Annotated in this window: 15 protein-coding genes; 13 read left to right on the top strand and 2 right to left on the bottom strand. The window is 68.1% G+C overall.

Annotation, left to right across the window (positions count from 1 at the left end; all coding sequences use genetic code 11):
* Positions 1-66: 66 nt before the first annotated feature.
* The 13 genes from PX52LOC_RS02485 (at position 67) to PX52LOC_RS02545 (ending at position 18,270) form a co-directional block, all read left to right on the top strand.
* Positions 67-2,493, top strand: a complete 2,427-nt coding sequence (locus PX52LOC_RS02485; RefSeq protein WP_149108598.1) for a S8 family serine peptidase — start codon at positions 67-69, stop codon at positions 2,491-2,493.
* 22 nt (positions 2,494-2,515) lie between these two features.
* Positions 2,516-2,758 carry a hypothetical protein gene (locus PX52LOC_RS02490; RefSeq protein WP_149108599.1) on the top strand — a complete coding sequence of 81 codons (243 nt, stop codon included), beginning with the start codon at positions 2,516-2,518 and terminating at the stop codon, positions 2,756-2,758.
* A gap of 416 nt (positions 2,759-3,174) precedes the next feature.
* A complete protein-coding gene (locus PX52LOC_RS02495) occupies positions 3,175-5,046 on the top strand; it encodes a ferritin-like domain-containing protein (RefSeq protein WP_149108600.1) in 1,872 nt (623 codons plus the stop codon).
* A 26-nt stretch (positions 5,047-5,072) separates the two neighbouring features.
* Positions 5,073-6,788, top strand: a complete 1,716-nt coding sequence (locus tag PX52LOC_RS02500; protein ID WP_149108601.1) for a hypothetical protein — start codon at positions 5,073-5,075, stop codon at positions 6,786-6,788.
* Positions 6,789-6,814: 26 nt separating this feature from the next.
* Positions 6,815-7,582 carry a hypothetical protein gene (locus PX52LOC_RS02505; RefSeq protein WP_149108602.1) on the top strand — a complete coding sequence of 256 codons (768 nt, stop codon included), beginning with the start codon at positions 6,815-6,817 and terminating at the stop codon, positions 7,580-7,582.
* Positions 7,583-7,611: 29 nt separating this feature from the next.
* Entirely contained in the window at positions 7,612-8,985 is a 1,374-nt protein-coding gene (locus PX52LOC_RS02510; protein ID WP_149108603.1) for a radical SAM/SPASM domain-containing protein, read from the top strand.
* Between the two features lie 9 nt (positions 8,986-8,994).
* Positions 8,995-10,392, top strand: coding sequence for a flavin-dependent monooxygenase QhpG (gene qhpG, locus PX52LOC_RS02515; RefSeq protein ID WP_149108604.1), 1,398 nt, complete (start codon positions 8,995-8,997; stop codon positions 10,390-10,392).
* 176 nt (positions 10,393-10,568) lie between these two features.
* The gene (locus PX52LOC_RS02520) at positions 10,569-12,335 is read left to right on the top strand and encodes a Dyp-type peroxidase (protein WP_149108605.1); all 1,767 of its coding nucleotides are present in this window, start codon (positions 10,569-10,571) and stop codon (positions 12,333-12,335) included.
* 46 nt (positions 12,336-12,381) lie between these two features.
* Positions 12,382-12,726, top strand: coding sequence for a hypothetical protein (locus PX52LOC_RS02525; protein ID WP_149108606.1), 345 nt, complete (start codon positions 12,382-12,384; stop codon positions 12,724-12,726).
* Complete coding sequence (locus PX52LOC_RS02530) at positions 12,717-15,041, top strand: TIM-barrel domain-containing protein (RefSeq protein WP_149108607.1); 2,325 nt, start codon at positions 12,717-12,719, stop codon at positions 15,039-15,041. Before PX52LOC_RS02525 ends, PX52LOC_RS02530 begins: the two co-directional genes overlap by 10 nt.
* Before the next feature lie 48 nt (positions 15,042-15,089).
* Complete coding sequence (locus PX52LOC_RS02535; RefSeq protein ID WP_149108608.1) at positions 15,090-16,670, top strand: galactose oxidase-like domain-containing protein; 1,581 nt, start codon at positions 15,090-15,092, stop codon at positions 16,668-16,670.
* Between the two features lie 65 nt (positions 16,671-16,735).
* A complete protein-coding gene (locus tag PX52LOC_RS02540; RefSeq protein ID WP_149108609.1) occupies positions 16,736-17,359 on the top strand; it encodes a hypothetical protein in 624 nt (207 codons plus the stop codon).
* Between the two features lie 161 nt (positions 17,360-17,520).
* A complete protein-coding gene (locus tag PX52LOC_RS02545) occupies positions 17,521-18,270 on the top strand; it encodes a segregation and condensation protein A (RefSeq protein ID WP_149108610.1) in 750 nt (249 codons plus the stop codon).
* Here the strand turns inward: PX52LOC_RS02545 and PX52LOC_RS02550 are convergent.
* The gene (locus PX52LOC_RS02550; RefSeq protein ID WP_178132535.1) at positions 18,224-18,916 is read right to left on the bottom strand and encodes a hypothetical protein; all 693 of its coding nucleotides are present in this window, start codon (positions 18,914-18,916) and stop codon (positions 18,224-18,226) included. The two genes, PX52LOC_RS02545 and PX52LOC_RS02550, sit on opposite strands and share 47 nt — an antisense overlap.
* 5 nt (positions 18,917-18,921) lie before the next feature.
* Positions 18,922-19,593 (bottom strand): HAD family hydrolase, encoded by a 672-nt coding sequence (locus PX52LOC_RS02555; RefSeq protein WP_149108611.1) that lies wholly within the window; start codon positions 19,591-19,593, stop codon positions 18,922-18,924.
* Between the last annotated feature and the right edge of the window lie 51 nt (positions 19,594-19,644).

Raw genomic sequence — 19,644 nt, forward strand, 5'->3', positions numbered from 1 at the left:
TAGCCCGCACAACTCGCGTTCTTCCGGACGCAGACCGGACAGGGTGCCGATCCGAGGGGACAGGGCATGGCCGAGATACGGGTGGAACTGTTCTGGGCGGACGACCGCGAACGGAAGGCCGCCACCGATCTGATCGCCCAGGCCCAAGGGCACGTCGTCAGCCAAACGCACGGCCGCATCGTCGTCACGGCCCCGGCCGGAGTCGCGACCCTGTTTCGGCAAAGCAAACTCCCGTGTCGGGTGACGGACGACGCGGCCCCGACGCTCAAACCCTTCGACCTGCCGCCCGACTTCTTCGAGCGCGTGACGGTTCAATCGGAAGCCACCCTGGCCAGAGAGGAATGCGTCCGAGACGTGTTCCAGAAGAGCTTGAAGGTATCGGGAAAGTTCTGGAACCACTTACAAGTCCCGTTGAACAACCTCGAGATTCAGTCGTCCGCCGCGGGAAGACCGGAAGCCCCCGTTGCCACGCCCGGGCCGTTGCTCGACGAGGATTCGTACGTCGTCGAGTTGACCGGCCTCCTCGAATCCCCCCAGCGGCGGCAACTGGAAGCGATCGGCCCGCTAACCCCGTACAGCGATTCCGATCACGTCGTGATCCGCCTGGCCCGGGCGGAAGTCGCACTCGTCCAAAAAATGGGCTTCGTGACCACCGTCCGCCGGTACGGGTTGCAAGACACGCTGACGCCGGCGATGACCGAGTTCTTCAACACGACGGCGAAGGACCGGCCGACCGACTCGGCCGAATTCGATGTCTTGCTCCACCGGCCGGCGGATCGGGCCGCGTTCGAGGAGTTCCTGAAGGAGCAATCGGACGTCCGGGTGATCGAGAAGAGTGAAGGGTCGCCGTCGTACCGGGTGAAGATGCCGGCCGGGTCGTCGGCGCTCGCCGCCCTCGCACGCCTGCCGCACGTCCGCATGATCGCCCCGCACGTTCCGGCCGTCTTGCAGATGGAAGTCGCCGCCGCCCTCGTCGGGTGCCGCGAGGTCGGCCCGACCGGGGCCGGGCCGCGGTGGACGGGCCAGGGCGAAGTGGTGGCGATCTTCGACAGCGGCATCGACGCGACGCACGCCGACTTGCAGGACTCCCTCCAGGTCGAGCCGCGGCAGTACGGGCAGGGCACGGCCGTGGACAAAAACGGCCACGGGACGCACGTCGCGGGTATCGTGGCCGGCCGCGGCAAGGTCGTCCGCGGGGTCGCCCCCGGCAGCAAGCTCGTGACGTACGGCATCCTCGACGCGAGCAACCGGCTGAACTACCCGACCGACCTCGGTGACCTCCTCAAATTGGCCGTCGCCGACGGGGCCAAGATCATCAACCTCAGTTGGCGGTCGCGGCTGGCGGACGATTACGGCATCTACGGCCGCAGTCTGGACGACTTCGTCTACCGGAACCCGGAGGTTTTGGTGGTGGTGGCGGCCGGCAACGAGGGGAAGAGCATCTCGGTCGGGAACGACCCGCGCTACCTCTACAAATCGCGGACGATCGGCAACCCGGCGGCCGCGAAGAACGTGGTCACGGTCGGGGCGTGTCGCAATAACCGCCCGGCCTACACCGGCACGTTCGAGTCCGCCGACTTCCCGGCCCCGCCGGTTTCCTCCTGCAAGGTGGCCGGCCCGCCGTTCATCCCGGCCGCGTTCAGCAGCCGTGGCCCGACGCAGGCTCAGTCCGCGAAGCCCGACCTCATTGCCCCCGGCACGATGATCGCCTCGACCCGCGCCGCCGGGGCGGACCGGGAGTTCGTCGAGTACATCTTGCCGACCGACCCCGAGACGAACGCGCCCGTGAGCGGCAAGGCGTACGCCTACTTGTCCGGCACCAGCATGGCCGCGCCGATGGTGTCCGGGGCGGCGGCGGTCCTCCGCGAGTACCTGAGAGATGTCCACGCCAACGCGAAGCCGTCGGCGGCCTTGCTGAAGGCGCTCCTGATTTTGGCCACTATCCGCGTCCCCGAGGCGACCGCCGATTCGATCCTGAACAAGCCCGAAGTTGGCGTGCCGGACTACGACCAGGGCCACGGCCGTCTCGACCTCCGCGAACTGCTGCCGCACGCGGCCGCCCCGGCGGATCGGGCGGTCCGGTGTTACGACATCGCCAACGACAGCCCCGACGCCCTCGAGTCCGAGGTCGCGGACGGTTCTCCGCGGATGTCGTTCCGCAGCTACCCGTTCACCGTGCCGGCCGATGCGGAGACGCCGTTACGCCTCGCCCTGGCCTGGACCGACGTTCCCGCCCCCCGCCTCTACAACCTTCTCGCGCTCCGATTGCGGCTGCCCGACGATTCGAGCGTCTACGGGAACGGCACCCACCGCCTGTACGCCGACCCCGCCAAGTTGCTCAACGACGACCTCGTGATCGACGAGAAGAACAACGCCGTGTGCGTCCTCATTCCGAAGCCCCGCAAGGGCGACTACTTGGCGGTCGTGTCCGCGATTTCGACGCCCCAGCCTTACCAGGGTTACGCCCTGGTGGTGTGCGGCCCCGTGACCTGATGCCCCTTCCCCGGAGCAGGCGATGGCGATCTTCTACACCCCGCCGGCGAACGTGCCGGACTTCGACCAGAGTGCCGCCCACGCGGCCGACCTGAAGCAGAAGTGGCACGACTACATTGCGGCCCGGTTCGGCGAACTCGTTGGCGGCTTGTTCTACGATGCCGCCAACGATCCGACGCCGGGCGTACCGCCGGACCAGCCCAGGCGCACGCGGCCGCCGAAACGCTCCGGCCGTTCACCATGCTCATCACCCCGAACGGACTGAGCCAACCGTAGTGGATGCCCGCCGCCCCGCCGCTGCGGCGGGGCGTCAACGGCCAACTCGGCGATCCGGTCGTACCGTTCCACCGCCAGCAGGATGAGTATTGCGAGTGGCACGTGGGCTGGCCCGCTCCGTCATCGCCGGCTTGGGCGGCACGACTCGCTGACCCGCGAGCGACCCCGACGCCGGGCCGGTCCGCGTTTTGGGATCGCTTCCCGATGTTTTAACTTGACGCGGACCATTGTGTCTGGGACCATCCTCACACGCTTAATTTCTTGACAGCACGATCGCCGAATTATTGGTCCGCTTCGGTGTGATACTCAGTTCTCTTTTGCACCGGGCGTAAACGATCGGCTCGGAACAGGGTGCATCGAACCGCAGCCCCACGACGACGGGGGGCACGACGAGAGGAGACAGTCATGGCCGGCCCGGAGTTTCGGTGGGTCCGTCATCGCGTGACCGTGCCGTCGGACAGCCCCCTGTCGATGGTGGCCAGCGCCCTTCACGAAGCCCCCGCGACCGAAAACGGCTTGCTCGCCGCCGGGGCCGGGGCCAAGACACTCGTCATCGACCTCCCCGTCCTGGACGACTACCCGACCCCCGCGGCGAAGGCCGAGATTCTGCTGCGGAAGGCGGCCCAGATCGAGCACGCCTTGATGGTTCAGTACCTCTACGCGAGCTATTCGCTGCGAAAATCGGACGACCCCGCACTGACGACGCCGGAGCAAAAGGCGGCGGTCGGCAGTTGGAAGAACACGATCACCGAGATCGCCAAGGAGGAGATGGCCCACCTGCTGACCGTGCAGAACCTCCGGTTGGCGTTGAGCCTGCCGACCGTCGTCGAGCGGGACGACTTCCCCATCATCGAGCGGATTTATCCGTTTGATATGCACCTGGAACCGCTCGGCCGAACATCCCTGGCCAAGTACGTGGTCGCCGAGTCGCCGGTCAACGCCCCGAACATCACCGACATCGTGCAACTTGCCGGCGGCGGGGTCAACCACGTCGGCGTCTTGTACGCACTGCTCGGCGTCGTCTTCGCCCGTAGCGTGGACGAAGTCGAAGCGGACGCCGAGGCCGCGGACCCGTGGTACGAAATGGTCCGCCAGGTCGCGTACCTGGCGTACTCCCAGCACCCGCCCTCGCGGTCGTGGCACCTGCCGGACGATGCCTTCCACCCCGCGTCCGTGGCCGTGCAGGGCACCCAGGCCGACTGGGTCGATAACGCAGGCGGGACCGAGGGCATGCGGGTGTTCACGGTCGGCTCGCGGGCGGAAGGTAAGAACGCCCTGCGGGACATCGGCCTCCAGGGGGAGGGGATGCAGAACGCCGCCTCGGCCGACTCCCATTTCGATCGGTTCCGCGACGTTTTCCGCGGGCCGACCGGCAACCCGATTCCCTTCCCGAAGCCCGGTGCGTGGTCCCCAGCCTACCCGGTCCCGCAGGACCCCGTTATCTCGAACGACGCCAACGACCCCCACGCCATCAGCAATCCACTTGCCCAGGATTGGGCGAAACTGGCCGACCACCAGTACGCCTTGCTCCTGGGTTCGCTCCAACAGTACTTCTTAACCACCCCCACCGCCGACCGCGAGACGTTGCTGAGCGCCGCCGTCGGTGCCATGCGAGCCCTCAAGCGGGCATCGCTCCAGTTGGTTCAGTTGCCGCGAACTGTGGCCGGAGCCGACCGGGCGGCCCTGCCGTTCACCGTCCCGAAAGATTTGCCCGCAATCGGGGCCACGAACCTGCTGCCGTTTTGCATCGCCACCCTCAATAGTGCGATCGCGCTGCTGGACAAGATGGTGACGGCCGATCCAACCAACACGGTCCTCACCGGGATGCGGACGGCGGACACAAATCTGCTCGCAAAGTTGCAGCAGATGAACGGCGGTTCGCCGTCTCCCCCTCCCCCGCCCCCCGTGTCTCCGCCCCCACCGCCCGTGTCTCCACCGCCACCGCCGGTCGGCGGGTCGTCGCGAGTGCTAAAGGTACGGCAACTCCTGGACACCGCCGTCGGCGACGGGAACCCATCCCACAGCGGGAAGAAGAAGTTCTGGAACCTGCCGGTGGCGACTTTCCTGACGACGAAGGTGTACGGGCTGAACGTCGTGGAAACGACCGGCGACAACCGCGGGTCGCGGTCGAACATGATCAAGGCGCTGAAGGGCGAGGCCCCGTTCGACGGTTCGGAGTTCGAACGAATGCCGCAGGACCGCCCGCCGGTCGCCCCGGAAGACATCGCGTTCATCGAGAAGTGGATCGACGACGGTTGCCCGGACGACTCCGTCTGAGCCCTTTCCCCTAACCGGAGGCTCCCGTGCCCCTCACGGACCTGTTCGCGATCGCCATTCTGCCGCCGTTCGCCATCGGCCGGATGGGCAATTCCCCGGACCCGATGGACAACTACAACGTGTCCCCGGACCCGAACGATCGGCCCGCCCCGGCCGACCCGACGACGGCCAGCGCCGCCCGCACTCTGACCCCCGCCCCGACCTTGCAGGTGGACCGCGCGACCGGGAAAATCACCGGCGCGGCCCTCCCGGCGGCCGTCCGATTCCGGGACGCGGACGGGAAGATCAAGCCGGTGGCCCCGTTCCTGGAAGTCTGGTTCCAGCCCACCGAGGCCGCACCACTGGAACCGCTCACGAAGGACCACCTGGGCGAGTTGACGGCGACCGTCGAGTGGCGGGTCAACACGGCCAACCGGAAGGCGTTCCGGCGGACCGGCGACGCGAACGATCGCATCGAAGCGGTCGTGGACTGGTTCGGCGACCACGCGGTCAAGTCTATCGTGGGGACGTGCCCGAACTTCAAGGCGAACAAGAGCATCCCCTTCGGGACGGTGCAGTACATCGACCCTGACTCGGCGGGGTTCCCCGAGGTACGATTGCGGTTCACACCGCCGGCGGGAAAGGTGTACGGGCCGACGGCCGGCGACCCGAACGTCGTGGACGACGTCTACGACGCCACGCGGGGCCAGTGGCGCGGCCACGTCGACGAGTTCGGCGTGCCGGGCAAGCCGGTGCCGACCGCGCCGGGGTCGATCTTTTTCGGCCATCTCGAAGGCTCCGGCCCGAACCGGATGTGGGTGAGCAACGGCTATCTCGACGACGCATCGGACGGGATCGTCGAGGTCCGCGTGCGGTTCGGGGCGAAGGAACTGACGGCGTTCGCCCGCATCTCGGCCGGCCCGCCGACCTTCGCGCCGGACACCTTCCACCTGCGAACCGTCGCGGACGATTTGGAGCAGATCGCCCTCGGGCCGGTCTTCACCGGGCCGGTCCCGATCGGCGAAGCGGTGGACATCATTCACCGCGGCCTGGAGACGGTGCGACTGTTCAACACGGCCGCCGGGAACGACAACTTCCCGACGCGGCCCGTCTCGAACATGCCCCGCCACGACACCGGGTTCGGTCGCGCCCGGGAGACCATCTTCCCCCCCGGTCGGGCCGACGCCAAGATGGTGCGGCAGTTGCATGAAGGCGTCGTCGAGCAAGTCGCGGGCGGCGATGCGAGTAGCGTCGGCGGCATCCTGCGATCGCCCGAAAAGGCCGGCGACCTGAGCAACGCCGGCCGCCGCAAGATGCCGGGCATGATGCGCGGCAGCGACGGGTTGCACCTGGCCCTCACGCGCCGCCAGGCCGCAACACTGCGCGGCGTTCAGCCCCCGGCCCCGCCCCCGGCCGCGGCCACGCCGGAGGCGAACATGCTGAAGATGATCGACCACTTTTTCAACCGCCGCAACCGCCACCTGGGCATCATGATCGACGCGACGCGCACGCTGGCCGAACTGTTCTCGGACAAGCCGGCGTTGCTGAATTATCTGCGCACCGCGTCCTCCAAGGGGGACGAGGCCGGCCCGCTGGCCGGCCAACGGCTGATCGTTCCCGGAAACCCCGACGGCTCGGCCCTCGTGCAGTTGATCCGGACACCGACGCACCCGATGAACGGGCCGCTCACCACCGGCACCGTCGCCGACACCGGCAAGACGGGGCTGACCATCCTGACCGAGTGGATTCAAAGTCTGAGCTAGTACCCTTGCCCCCCAGAGGTGTGCCGATGCCATCCTTGGACCCGAAGAACCTGTCCGCCCGGCTCCGCTATCGGGCGGCCGGCAACCCGCCCACCACGACGCCGGTGTCGGCCATCGCGAACTGCTTTCCCGGCCTGGAATTCGACTTCCGCAACCTCTGGCGGCGGATATTCGTCGGCATCATCTTGCACGAGGCCGACAACCTCGTTGTCGGGGTGGAACCCGGTGTCTCACCGACGATCGCGGCCCTGGCCGGCAAGCGGTTGGTGGCCGTCAACGGCGTTGCCATTACCGCCGCCGTGACCGGCCCACAGGTCGTCGGCGGTCCCGTCACGCAGCTCGTCCCGGCCGCCTTCCTGGAATGGACGAACGCCCTGGCCGACATCGTCACCCGGCCCGGGGCGACCGTGCCGTGCACGTTCCAGGACGACGACCCGGCCACCGGCGGGCCGGTCGGCCCGGCCACGGTCGTCGACCTGACGGTCCGGGCGATCTTAACCGAGGGGGCCATCGCCCGCGACGCCGTGCAGCCCGGCGAGCTGACTCAAAGCCTGTGCTCCCCGTGGCAGAACGACTATCGCGAGTGCGGCTGCTATTACTGGGCGGCCAGTCGCCCGGACTATGTGAACGTGGACACGACCGGGGTGGCCAGCACCGGCCACAACTGGCTCCAGAAAGATCGCGACCCGGCTGTGAAGGATTACTTCGCGAGCAACCTCATCACGTACGAGGAACTGTTCCGCAACTGGCCGGGGCTGTTGCGGTTCGTCGTCCAGGGCAACGACAGCGAGTGAGGCAAGCAGGGCCGCGAGCCGAGGTGCAAATGCTACTGAATCTGCCACTCCTTCCATCGGCCGGGGGCTTTCCGCTCCGGGACAGTGGAACACACGCGGCCGGAAGCCCGGACGTCCGCCTCGTGGAGACCGACGCCGGGCCGCACCTGTTCGTCGTGGGCGGGTCGCGGGTCTACGGGTTGACCGAAGACCAGGCCGACGACTTCCGGGCGGCGATGGCAGCCGGCGGGGAAGCCGCCGCCCGACTGCTCGCGGATGCCGGCCTCGACGGCCCACCCGCGATCGCCGACGAACCACCGACGGAAATGCCGATGCGGTCGCTCTCGCTGGCCGTCGCCCAGAAGTGCAACCTGGCCTGCACGTACTGTTACGCCCAGGAAGGGGACTTCGGGGGCGAGGCCAAGGCGATGCCACCGGAAGTCGCGCGGGCGGCCGTCCGCCGACTGCTCGGCGAATGCCCACCCGGCTCGAAAGCCAACCTCGCCTTCCTCGGCGGCGAGCCGCTCCTTGCCCGGGTGGTTCTGCGAGAGGCGACGGAGTTCGCCGCCGAACTGGCCCGCGACCGCGGCGTGCGGTTGGGGTTCTCGATCACGTCCAACGGCACGCTCGTGCGGCCGGACGACGGCGACTTTTTCGAACGGTACGGGTTCGCCGTGACGATCAGCCTGGACGGCCTGGGGGACGTTCACGACCGACAGCGGCCGTACAAGGGCGGCGCGGGGAGCTTCGCCCGCGTCGTCGAGAACGTCCGCCCCCTCTTGGCCCAGCAGCGGCGGATGCAGGTGTCGGCCCGCGTCACGGTGACGCCGCAGAACTTGGACCTGCCCCAGACGCTCGACGGCCTGATCGGGATGAAATTCCATTCCGTCGGGTTCTCTCCAATGCTCGCATCCCCGACCGGCCGCGGCCAGTTGCAGGCCGGCGACCTCGACGCCGTGCTGGCCGGGATGATCGCGTGCGGCACGGCGTTCGAGCGGCGGGTCCGGGCCGGAGAACGGTACCCGTTCACGAACGTGGTGACGGCCCTTCGCGAGATACACCGGGGCACCCACCGGCCGTACCCGTGCGGGGCCGGGGCCGGCTACTTCGGCGTGTCGGCGGACGGTCGCCTGTCGGCCTGTCATCGGTTCGTCGGGGACGCCGCGGGCGACATGGGCGATCTGGTCGACGGGGTGGACCGCGGCCGCCAGCAGAAGTGGCTGGCCGAGCGGCACGTTCACCGCCAGGAGCCGTGCCGCTCGTGTTGGGCCCGCTACCTCTGCGGCGGCGGCTGTCATCACGAAGTTCTGGCCCGCGGCCGCCCGGCGTGCGACTACATCCGCGGGTGGCTCGACTACTGCCTCGGAGCCTACGTCCGCCTGCTGACGGCTCGCCCGGATTACTTCGCCGCGGGGAATCCGTAAAGGACGCCGATGGCCGAGCGAACCGGCGTGTGCGTCATCGGCGGCGGCCCGGCCGGGACGACCATCGCCGCCGGCCTCGCCCGCCTCGGCCACGTCGTCACGCTTCTGGAGGCGGAACAGTTCCCGCGTCGGCACGAGGGCGAGTCGCTCCCCCCGAGCATCGTCCCGCTCCTCGACCAACTCGGCGTTCGAGCCGAGGTGGAACGAGCGGGCTTCTTCCGGCCGACGGCCGCCATCGTTCACTGGGCCGGGCAACGACGACCGCAAACCGATTGGGGCGGATCACCCGGCTTTCAGGTGGACCGGGGCCGGTTCGACCGCATCCTCTTGTCGGCCGCGGCCCGTGCCGGGGTTCACGTCCTCGAACGGGCAACCGCCCGCCCGCCGGTTCGACGCGGGCCGCGGGACTGGACGGTCGAAGCCCTCACCCCGGCCGGTCCGCTCGCGATTGATGCCGAGTTCATCGTCGATGCGAGCGGTCGTCGCGGCATTCTCGGCGGTCGGAAGCGGCGGCTGACCGCCCCGACGGTCGCCGTGTACGGGTACTGGTCCGGCGTCGGGCCGGCCGGCGGAGAAACTCGCGTCGAGGCCGGTGAAGACCGCTGGTACTGGGCCGCACCCATCCCGGACGGGACGTGGAACGCGACCGTGTTCACCTCCTCTGAGCGAATCAAAGGCCGGCCGGGCGACCTCGCGGCGGCGTACCGGCAGCTCCTCGCCGATTCGGTACTCTTGTCCGAGATCGGCTGCGGGCGTTTGGAAACGACGGTGCGAGTCTGTGCGTCATCCCCGCAGGCGGACGACTCGCCGGTCGGGGTCGATTGGATCAAGGTGGGCGAAGCCGCCTTCGCCGTGGACCCCATCTCGTCGCAAGGGGTCCAGACCGCGATCGCCCAGGCGTTGGGCGGCACGTGCGTCGCCCACACGCTGCTCGCCGGGGCGGGCACCGAGGCGGCAGTGACGTACTACGCCAACCGATTGCGGGAAGACGCCGACCGCCACCTTCGGCAAGCGGGGGTGCTCTACCACGAACAATGGCGGCACCGACCCACCGCGTTTTGGGCGGCACGCAGTCGGCCGGCCGCGGATGAACCGCGGTTCCCGGATCGGCCCCTCGACGGCGGGCAACTCCTCGTGAGGGCTCCCGCCGTCCGGTTCGTGTCGGCTCCGGTCATCCGCGGCGACTTCGTGCGGACGGAACGGGCCATCGTTCACCCGAACCTCGACCGCCCAATCGCGTTCCTGGGGGGCGTTCCGGTCGCACCACTGCTCGATCGCATGAGCCACCCGACGCCGGTCTGGCGACTCGTGACCGACAACTCTTGTTCCGACGGAACGAACCGCTCGCTGGCGATCCTCCGCTGGCTGTGGAACCGTGGGCTGGTGGAGGACGCCCCGCCGGGCTGACCGAGATGACCTGTTTAGGTCATGGTACGCGGCTCGTGAGACGCAAGAATGTCGTGACGCGGTAGCGTGTCGGGTTCGGTGCGTGAGGAAGCCCCCCGTCGCCCGACCGGCCGCCCCCGTCTTGGACCGCTGTCTCGATCCCGTGTGAACGCACCCCGAACCTCGGAGCCGACGACATGGCCACGAATGCCCCTTCCGTCCCGGCCTCTCCCCCGACCGTCCCGCCCGCCCCACCCGTGCCGAACATCAAGGACGGCTTGGGCGACATCCAGGGCAACGTCATCGGCGGGTTCAACAAGGACCACCAGACGTTCTTATTCCTGAACTTCACCGACACGGTGAAGGCCCGCGCCTGGGTCGGCGGGATCGCGACCGAGGTGGCGTCGGCCGCCGAGGTGGCCCAGTTCGACACGCTGTTCAAGCGGGTCAACCTGCGGCGGGGCGGAGAACTCGGCGTGGTCAAGGCGACGTGGATGAACCTCGGCTTCTCGTTCAAGGGGCTGGAAGCCCTGGGCGTGACGGCCGCCGACCTCGGGCGGTTCCCCGACGCCTTCCGGGCGGGAATGGCCGCCCGCAAGGCGATCATCGGGGACGTGGGGGCGAACGACCCGGCCAACTGGGTCGGCCCGCTCGGCAAGCCGGACGTTCACGCGATCCTGATCGTCGCCGCCGACAGCCAGGAAGACCTGGGTGAACACGTCCTGCGGTACCTGCACAACATCGGGGTGAACGGGGGCGTGCGGCTACTCTACCTGCAAGACGGGGCCGTTCGCGAGGACGAACCGGGGCACGAGCACTTCGGGTTCCGCGACGGCGTGTCGCAGCCGGCCATCCGCGTCCTCGACGAACACCGGCCGGGCATGGTCGCGCCGAGCGAGCCCATCCAGGCCAACCCCGGCCAAGACCGGCTTCACGGCGGCGAGTTTGTCCTCGGCTACCCGACGCAAATCCCGCAGGACAAGTCGTGCCCGAACGAGACGCTCGCGCCGAACCCGGACCCCGGTCCGATCAGCCCGAAGCGCGGCGGCGACGAGGACGCCCCGGACTGGGCGGTCAACGGGTCGTACCTGGTCTTCCGCCGGCTGGCCCAGAACGTCGGCGGGTTCCGCGATCACGTCGCCGCCCTGGCCGCCGCGCAGGGGCTGTCCTCGGAAGTGATGGGGGCCAAACTCGTCGGTCGGTACAAGAGCGGTGCCCCGCTCGAACTGACCCGCGACGAGGAAGAGTTGATGAAGCAAGGAAAGCTGTCCGCGAGTTTCGACCCGACGACCGGCGACCCGTCGGCGGAAGTGGCCGCGGCCCTCGGCCTGCCACCCGGCTTCCCGCGGAACGACGGCAATCTGTCGGAGGACTCGCGGCTCGACAACCACTTCGAGTACGGCGACGACGCGGACGGGCTCAAGGTCCCACTTGGGGCCCACATCCGCAAGACGTACCCCCGCGACGACCCCACTCCTGGCGGCGGCGAGAGCGACACTCAGACGCACAGGATCATGCGCCGCGGCATCCCGTTCGGCACGTCGTTCCGGCCGGGCCTCGGCTCCGTCGGGCACGCGGGGAAGCCGGGTCTGGAGGAACCGGGCGACCGCGGCCTGCTGTTCCTCTGCTACCAGAGCAGCATCTCGCGGCAGTTCGAGTTCATCCAACGGAACTGGGTCCACAACCCGAACTTCTCGAAGCCGGGAACGGGGGAAGACCCGATCATCTCGCAGACGCCGCAGGGGGATTTCCTGCTGCCCAAGACGGGCACCCAGGCGGCCCACCTGAGCATCATGCACTTCGTCACCATGACCGGCGGCGAGTACTTCTTCCAGCCGGCGATCGGCACCCTCGTCACGGTTCTCGGCGACCCGCCGCCGGCGGTGGCGGTCAGCCTGCCGACGGCCGACGACGAGGGGGACGACGACGACCCGAACTTCGACCCGTGCTCCACGGCCGAGTAACCATCGGCGGACGGCCCTTGCCCCGAACGACAGGAAGTAGGCCGCCATGCCACCGACACCTCCCATCACGATCGACGCACCCGACGGCACGTTCCAGGCGCGAGTGTTCTCGGACACCGGGGGCATCGCCCTGGTCGGGCCGGACCCGACGGGCGCGGCCCAGGCGACCATAGTCCAACTCGAACCCATTGAGGTTCAACTCGGCGGCCACGCCGTCACCCTCGGCCGGTTGATCGGGCCGGCCCGACCGTCCGCGGCGGTTCTGGAATTCGACCACGAGCTCGGCGGTGGCAAGGCGACCGCGCGGGTGTCGTTCCCCACCGACGGGGTGCTCCGGTACGAAATCGTCGACTGGCACGGGCAAAGCCGGCGTCGGCCACGATGTCCGTGAAGTCCGACGCCGCGGAGAGCTTCTTCGGGTTCGGCGAACGGTTCAACGCGCTCGACCAGGCGGGCCGACGGTTGGAGATGAAAACCCAGGACCACCCGGGGGCGAAGTTCACCCCGGGCGACCCGTCGAAGGAGGATTTCGCCTACAAGGTCGTCCCCTGGTTCCTCAGTAGTCGGGGGTACGGGTTCCACCTGGATTCTTCCGTCGAGAGTGTCTTCGACATGCGGAAGTCGAAGCCCGATCGGTACGCGATCGAACAACCGACCGTTCCCACGCGGCCCGGCGGGTTGGCCCTGCACCTGGTCGGCGGGCCGAAACTGACCGACGCCCTGAGCCGGTACACCGGGCTGGCCGGCCGCCCGCCGTTGCCGCCGCCGTGGGCGTTCGGCCCGTGGATTTCGTCCGACGCCTGGCGCAACGGCGGCGAGGTCCGGTACGCGGTACAGAAGTTCCTCGAACGCAAGATCCCCGTCTCCGGGTTCGTCTTCGATTCGCCGTGGGAGAAGGGTTACAACGACTTTGTCTTCAACATCGGGAACGGCCCCGCGGCCGACCCGACGACCCAGTTCGGCAAGGGCGGGACGTTCGAGAACCAACCGGCCCAGGCGACCAAACCGTTCGACGGCTTCAAGTCGCTCGCCGAGATGATGGGCTTCTTTCAGAAGAACGGCCTGAAGGTAATCTGCTGGATGACGCCGTTCGTCAACGACGAGTCCAACCACGACGAGAGAGCCGGCGAAGTTGACGAGGTGATCGAGGGCCAGGATGCGAAGGCCGGCAACTTCGACGACGGGGTGGCGAAGGGCATGTTCGTCCCGACCGAAACCGACGGGTCGGGCAAGCCCGGCATTCACTGGTGGAAGGGGCACGGCCGGCACATCGACTTCACCAACCCGGCGGCACGGAGTTGGCTCAAGGATCAACTGGTCAAACTCCTCAACGACAGTAGCGTCACCACCCATTCGGGGGCACTGGAGGCGGCCGTCTGCGGGTTCAAGACGGACGACGGCGAAGCCTTGGGCACCCGAGGCGCGGACCACAACCCGAACGGCGTGTACCTGTCCAACGACGCGAAGTACTTCGACGGCAACGCTACGGCGAGGGAACTGCGGAACCGGTACTCGGTCGAATACCACAAGGCGGTGTACGGCATCCTGACCGACGCCGTCGGCGCGAACCGCGGGCTGATCTTCTCGCGGGGCGGGTCGCACGGGTCGCAGGCGTTCCCGGGGTGCTGGGCCGGGGACAACGAACCCAACTTCCACCCGGACAACGGCCTGCCGAGCGTCGTGACCGCCGGCCTGTCGGCGGCCCTGAGCGGGTTCTCGATCTGGGGCCACGACGTGGGCGGCTACCAGCGGAAGTACGAACCGGCACAGACCGACATCGACCTGTTCATACGGTGGACGCAGTTCGGGTGCTTCACGCCGATCATGCAGATGCACCGACAACTGAGCGAGAAGCCGCCGAACGTTTCCCACCCGCACGGGCAGTTCCCCTGGGGATACGTGAGTGCCGCCGAACGGGCGGACCCGGCGAACCACGACCGGGAGTTCACCGACAACGAGGCCCTGCGGAACTTCCGGTTCTACGCCGAACTGCACACGCGGCTGTTCCCGTACATCTACACGTTCGCGCAAGAATCGAGCCGAACCGGGCTGCCGATCCTCCGCCCGCTGCTGTTGATCCACCCGGACGAGCCGAAGACGTTCGCCATCAAGCACGTGTACTACTTCGGCAGCGAACTCGTCGTGGCCCCGGTCGTCGAACCGAACGTGACGGCCCGCGGCGTGTACCTGCCGAAGGGCCGGTGGATCGACTTCTGGACGAACGAGCGGATCGACCACTCGGCCGGCGGCGGCAACCACGCCTGGGCGAACGCCGACCGGACGAAGCTGCCGGTGTTCGCCCGCGACGGGGCTATCATCCCGATGCTGGCCGACCTCCCGCAGACGCTCTGCGATGCCAATTACGTGAACAACGCCCAGGTCCGCACGCCGACCGACGGGTTGCTGGTCCGCATCTACCCGGCGGCGTCGTCGGGGTTCGTCGTCCACGACGGCACGGACATCACCTGCGCCACCGCCGGGGGGCAGGTCGAAGTCAATGTCACCTCGCCGGTCGCGCGGCTGGTGCGGCTGTCGATCCTCGCCCCCCGGCCGGCCGGCGTCAGCCGCGACGGCGCGGCCGTGCCCGAGAAGGACAACGCGGACGATTTCGCGAACGAAGCCACGGCATGGCGGCACGACCCGACGACCGGCTTTGTCGAGATCAAGTTCCCGCTCCCGGTCGGCCCGACGAGGGTGGTTTTCTGAGGCCGCCCCGCCGCGGGCGGACGCGGTTCCCTGGAGGAGTGAGTGACCATGAACCGATTTCGATGGCCCGTCCGCGTGCCGGGGCTTCTCGTGGGCATCGCCCTGGCGATCGGGGGCCGGGCCGCGCAGGCCCAACCCGCCGCGCAGGGGGAGTGGTCACCGGTCTTCGGCACCCGGAACGTGATGATCCACGCGAGCGTCCTGCCGAACGGCAAGGTGCTCTTCTGGAGCCGCCGCGAAGCGAGCGACGGCCACGACCTGAACCCCCACGTCTGCACGACGCGGATCTGGGACCCCACAAAGGGAACCGCCGACACCGCGTTCTCCGAACCCACCAACCAGCCGGGGTACAACCTGTTCTGCAGCGGCCACAGCTTCCTGCCCGACGGCCGCCTGTTCGTGGCCGGCGGGCACATCACCGACGGCCACGGGGAACGGCACGCCACCATCTACAACTTCGCCACCGACTCGTGGACGCCGCTGGGCACCATCCCGGACATGGTCGGCGGGCGGTGGTATCCGACCGTCGTCACCCTGTCCGACGGCGGCGTACTCGTGTCGCTGGGCAACGGCGACGACGGCAAGCCGAACGTCACGCAGCAGGTCTGGAAGGACGGCAGCGGGTGGCGGGAGTTGACCGGCGCGTCGTTCGTCAACGGCCCGTACTACCCGCGGATGCACGTCGTCTCCGACGGCCACGTGTTCATGTCCGGCCCGCTGCGGTTCACGCAGTTCCTCGACACCGACAACGCCGGCACGTGGTCTCCCTTCGCCGACAAGATCGACACGCGGGCGCCGAAGGATTACGCCCCGTCGGTGCTGTACACGGTGTCGCCCGACGACGTCGGCAAGGTCGTCTACATCGGCGGCGGCAACGCGCCGACGAACGTCGTGGAGGTGCTCGACCTGGCGAAGACGCCGTTGGCGTGGGCGGGCATGGACCCCGTGCAGTTCAAGCGGACCCAGCACAACGGCACGCTCTTGCCCGACGGCACCATCCTGGTCACCGGCGGCACGCAAGGCGGGGGGGCGAAATACGCGGGCGAGATGCCCGGCTTCAACGACTTGCGGATCGGCTCGCCGATCCGCTCGGCCGAGTTGTGGAACCCGACCAAGCCGGCCGGCCAACAGTGGACGAAGATGGCCAAGGCGGCCGTCGACCGCTGTTACCACTCCACCGCCGTCCTGTTGCCGGACGCGACGGTCCTGAGCGCGGGCGGCGGCGAGTACAGTCCGCCCAACAATGGCACGGACAACCTGCCGGAAGACACGCACAAGGACGCCCAAATCTTTTCCCCGCCGTACCTGTTCGCTGCCAACGGCACGAGGGCTGCCCGGCCGGACATCACGGCCGCCCCGACCGAGGTGAAGTACGGCGACGCCTTCACGGTGGGGACGAGCCACCCGAACCAAATCGGCAAGGTGACCTGGATCCGCCTTTCGTCCGTGACCCACTCGTTCAACATGAACCAGCGGATGAACGTCCTGGCCTTTATGGCGGGGATGGGCGGGCTGACCGTGACGGCCCCGGCCGACCCCAAGCGGTGCCCGCCCGGCCATTACATGCTCTTTGTGCTGGACAATTCCGGCGTACCCTCCGTGGCCAAGATCGTGAGAATCCACCCCTAACCACCCCGGACCGGACCACCGCCCGTCGCCGCGGTGGTCCGCCGACGTTCGACCGAGGACGAACCATGAGAATCACGCGGACGATGCTTCCCTGCCTGCTGTCGGCCATCGTGGCCATGACGGCGTCAGCCGTCCCCGCCCGCGGGCAGGTCCACGACGTCGTGGTCGGCGTTACGATCGCCTGCCCCTACGAGAACGCCATCGAAGGCAGTTGCTGGAGCGGGGCGTACTGGGCGCTGACGAAACTCGATGGCGTGAAATCCGTCGACAAGGCGGCCAACGGCTACAACTGCACGGCCCAAGTGTACCCGAAGGACGCCGGTCTGCCCGACCCGCAGAAGTGGGCCGCGCAGTTCAAGGCGACCGTCGATCAAACCTACACCTTCCGCGGCGTCGAAGTCACCGCGAGCGGCACGGTCGCGAGTACCGACGCGGGCCTCGTCCTGACCATTCCCGGTGTCAAGGACCCGGTCCCGCTCGGGCCGTTGAAAAACAAACTCCAGTGGAACGCGAAGAAGAAGGCCGCCCGTCAGCCCGAACCCGACGAGCGCGACGCATACGACCAACTCGCGGCCCAACTCAAGGCCGACAAGGGCGGCGAGCACAAGGTGAAACTAACCGGCCCGTTGTTGACGTCCGAGAAGGGGTACACGCTGGAAGTCCGCGAGTTTTTCCCGGTGGCCAAGTAGTCGCACCGGATTCTGACCCGCGTTGACCCACCGGCACGACGGGCGTTCCATGCCGACAACTCCGAAGCACCGCGGGTCTGGTACGCCAACCGATGAGAACGCGGGGTGGCAGGTAAGCGGTTCCGTGCTCGCCACCCGCCACTCGTCACTACATCAAAAGGATGAGCTACCAAGTCAGCCTGCAAACCTTCCACGGGCCGCTCGACCTGCTGCTATACCTCGTCCGCCGGAACGAGGTGGACGTTCACGACATTCCCATCGCGACCATCGCCGACGAGTTCCTCGAATACATCCGCGTCGTGCAGCAACTCGACGTGGAACTCGTCGGCGACTTCCTCGTGATGGCCGCGACGCTCATGGAGATCAAGGTTCGCGGCTTGCTGCCGAGCGAGGTCGCGGCCGAGGCGGGCGAAGCCCCGGACCCGCGGCGGCAACTCGTGAAGCAACTGCTGGAGTATCGTAAGTACAAGGACGCCGCCGCCGCCCTGGAACAGCGGGCCGAGTCGCACAACACCCGCCTGCCGCGCGTGGCCCCGCTCGAACCGGCCGCGGTCGGCGGCGCGCCGCCCGTGCGGCCGGTCGAACTCTGGGACTTGGTGAGCGCCTTCGCCCGCCTCATGCGCGAAACGCAGGGGCTTCAACCGAAGACGATCACGATCGACGACACCCCGCAAGAGGTGTACGAGCGCCGCGTGGTCGAACAGGTGCGGGCGGCCGGGCGGATCAACTTCCGCGACGTGTTCACGCCGCCGTACTCGAAGTCCAAGCTCATCGGCTTGTTCCTCGCAATCCTGGAACTCATCAAGCACCACGAGATCGAGTTGGAGCAACTCGAACCGTTCGGGGAAATCTGGTTGCTGGCGGTCAAGCCGGCCCAAACAGCGGCGGTTCCGCCAACCGGTACTCCGTAAGGAAGAACCCGCGGACGGACTCCCCTTCGCGGCTGTGCGTCACGCCCCGACCAGCCTCGGCGTCTTGCAAGTTCAGCGACAGCGTCACGCCGTCGTCGCCGGGGTAGTTCGGGTCGTACACCTTCAGCGTCACCGTCTGATCGTCGTCGAGGTCGTAGCCGTAGGCGAGCACCTGATGGTTCTTGCCCATCTCTCGCGGGCTCAGCGAGTACACCTTGACCAACCCGAGCGCCGCCAACTGCCCCGCGTCTAGTAGCATCTGCACTCGCGGCCATTCGTTGTCGATCGTCAGTGACGAGACGCCGGTCTGCACGTTCAGCCCCAGGGCGTATCGGCTGGTCGTGGGCCGCCGCTGCCAGTCGTAGTACTTCAAGAAGCCGAACGGCAGATTGAAACTGTCGACGAGCCGCCCGCCGAGGTAGCGGACCACCGGCCGGTCGGGGTCGGGCGGGGGCAGTTGGCCGTAACGAAACAGGTCGATGGCGGTGAAGACCATGCCGCCGCAGAGGCCGCCGTTCGCGTTGCCGATTGGGATGACGCCGAACGGCGTGGGTAGTTCCACCACTGGCGTCCCCGGCGGGAACCAGTTCGGGAACGGGAAACCGTTCCGCGACGGAACGAAGTCGGCCGCGAGGACGGTGAGCATGGGTATTAGTGAAACCAGTGCGACGGGAGCTTCTGGAAGTCGCTGAGGTCGGCCAGTGTCAGGTCCGCCTCGCTCGCCGCCAGTTCGTCGAGCGAGTGCCAGCCGGTCGCCACGGCGACGACCTTCGCGCCGATCGCGCGGGCGCACTTCACGTCCAGCGGCGTGTCGCCGATCACCCACACGTCGGCCGGCTTGTAGTCCGGCGAGTGGTCCTTCAACGCGGTCAGAGCCGCACGGGCCACGTCGTCGCGATCGTGGTGAACGTCGCCGAAGCCGCCGAACGCGAAGTAGTCCCAGAGGCCGAAGTGCGAGAGCTTGTGCCGCGCCCCGGCCCGGACATTGCCGGTGAGCAGGCCCATCCGCCGCTTCTTGCCGTGCAGATGTATCAGCAGGTCCGTCACGCCCGGCAGTACCTCGCCGCCGTTCGCGTGTAAGCTCGGTTGCAGGTGGCCAAGGTAGGCCGTGCTCAGCTTCGCGAAGTTCTCGGCCGTCGGGTCGACGCCGTGAACGCGGAGCAGGTCGCGACCGATGGCCGGGTCGGTGCGGCCGCTGTACGGCACCTCGTCGCGGATGTGCGAGACCCCGAAGGCAGTGCGGAGGGCGGCTTCCATCGCGTGCTTGCCGGCCCCGCCGGTGCGGATGAGCGTGCCGTCGATGTCGAAGAGAAGAGTTGGCATCCTGTTGTGATAGGAAGTGTCGAAAGCCCGGGCACGGCCGCGCCGGGCTTT

This window comes from Limnoglobus roseus (genome assembly GCF_008254045.1).
GTDB lineage: Bacteria > Planctomycetota > Planctomycetia > Gemmatales > Gemmataceae > Limnoglobus > Limnoglobus roseus.

Bases quoted from the DNA above. Each gene is read 5' to 3' on its own strand.
- PX52LOC_RS02485 (WP_149108598.1), top strand. From the start codon at position 67: ATGGCCGAGATACGGGTGGAACTGTTCTGGGCGGACGACCGCGAACGG.
- PX52LOC_RS02490 (WP_149108599.1), top strand. From the start codon at position 2,516: ATGGCGATCTTCTACACCCCGCCGGCGAACGTGCCGGACTTCGACCAG.
- PX52LOC_RS02495 (WP_149108600.1), top strand. From the start codon at position 3,175: ATGGCCGGCCCGGAGTTTCGGTGGGTCCGTCATCGCGTGACCGTGCCG.
- PX52LOC_RS02505 (WP_149108602.1), top strand. From the start codon at position 6,815: ATGCCATCCTTGGACCCGAAGAACCTGTCCGCCCGGCTCCGCTATCGG.
- PX52LOC_RS02510 (WP_149108603.1), top strand. From the start codon at position 7,612: ATGCTACTGAATCTGCCACTCCTTCCATCGGCCGGGGGCTTTCCGCTC.
- qhpG (WP_149108604.1), top strand. From the start codon at position 8,995: ATGGCCGAGCGAACCGGCGTGTGCGTCATCGGCGGCGGCCCGGCCGGG.
- PX52LOC_RS02520 (WP_149108605.1), top strand. From the start codon at position 10,569: ATGGCCACGAATGCCCCTTCCGTCCCGGCCTCTCCCCCGACCGTCCCG.
- PX52LOC_RS02525 (WP_149108606.1), top strand. From the start codon at position 12,382: ATGCCACCGACACCTCCCATCACGATCGACGCACCCGACGGCACGTTC.
- PX52LOC_RS02530 (WP_149108607.1), top strand. From the start codon at position 12,717: ATGTCCGTGAAGTCCGACGCCGCGGAGAGCTTCTTCGGGTTCGGCGAA.
- PX52LOC_RS02535 (WP_149108608.1), top strand. From the start codon at position 15,090: ATGAACCGATTTCGATGGCCCGTCCGCGTGCCGGGGCTTCTCGTGGGC.
- PX52LOC_RS02540 (WP_149108609.1), top strand. From the start codon at position 16,736: ATGAGAATCACGCGGACGATGCTTCCCTGCCTGCTGTCGGCCATCGTG.
- PX52LOC_RS02545 (WP_149108610.1), top strand. From the start codon at position 17,521: ATGAGCTACCAAGTCAGCCTGCAAACCTTCCACGGGCCGCTCGACCTG.
- PX52LOC_RS02550 (WP_178132535.1), bottom strand. From the start codon at position 18,916: ATGCTCACCGTCCTCGCGGCCGACTTCGTTCCGTCGCGGAACGGTTTC.
- PX52LOC_RS02555 (WP_149108611.1), bottom strand. From the start codon at position 19,593: ATGCCAACTCTTCTCTTCGACATCGACGGCACGCTCATCCGCACCGGC.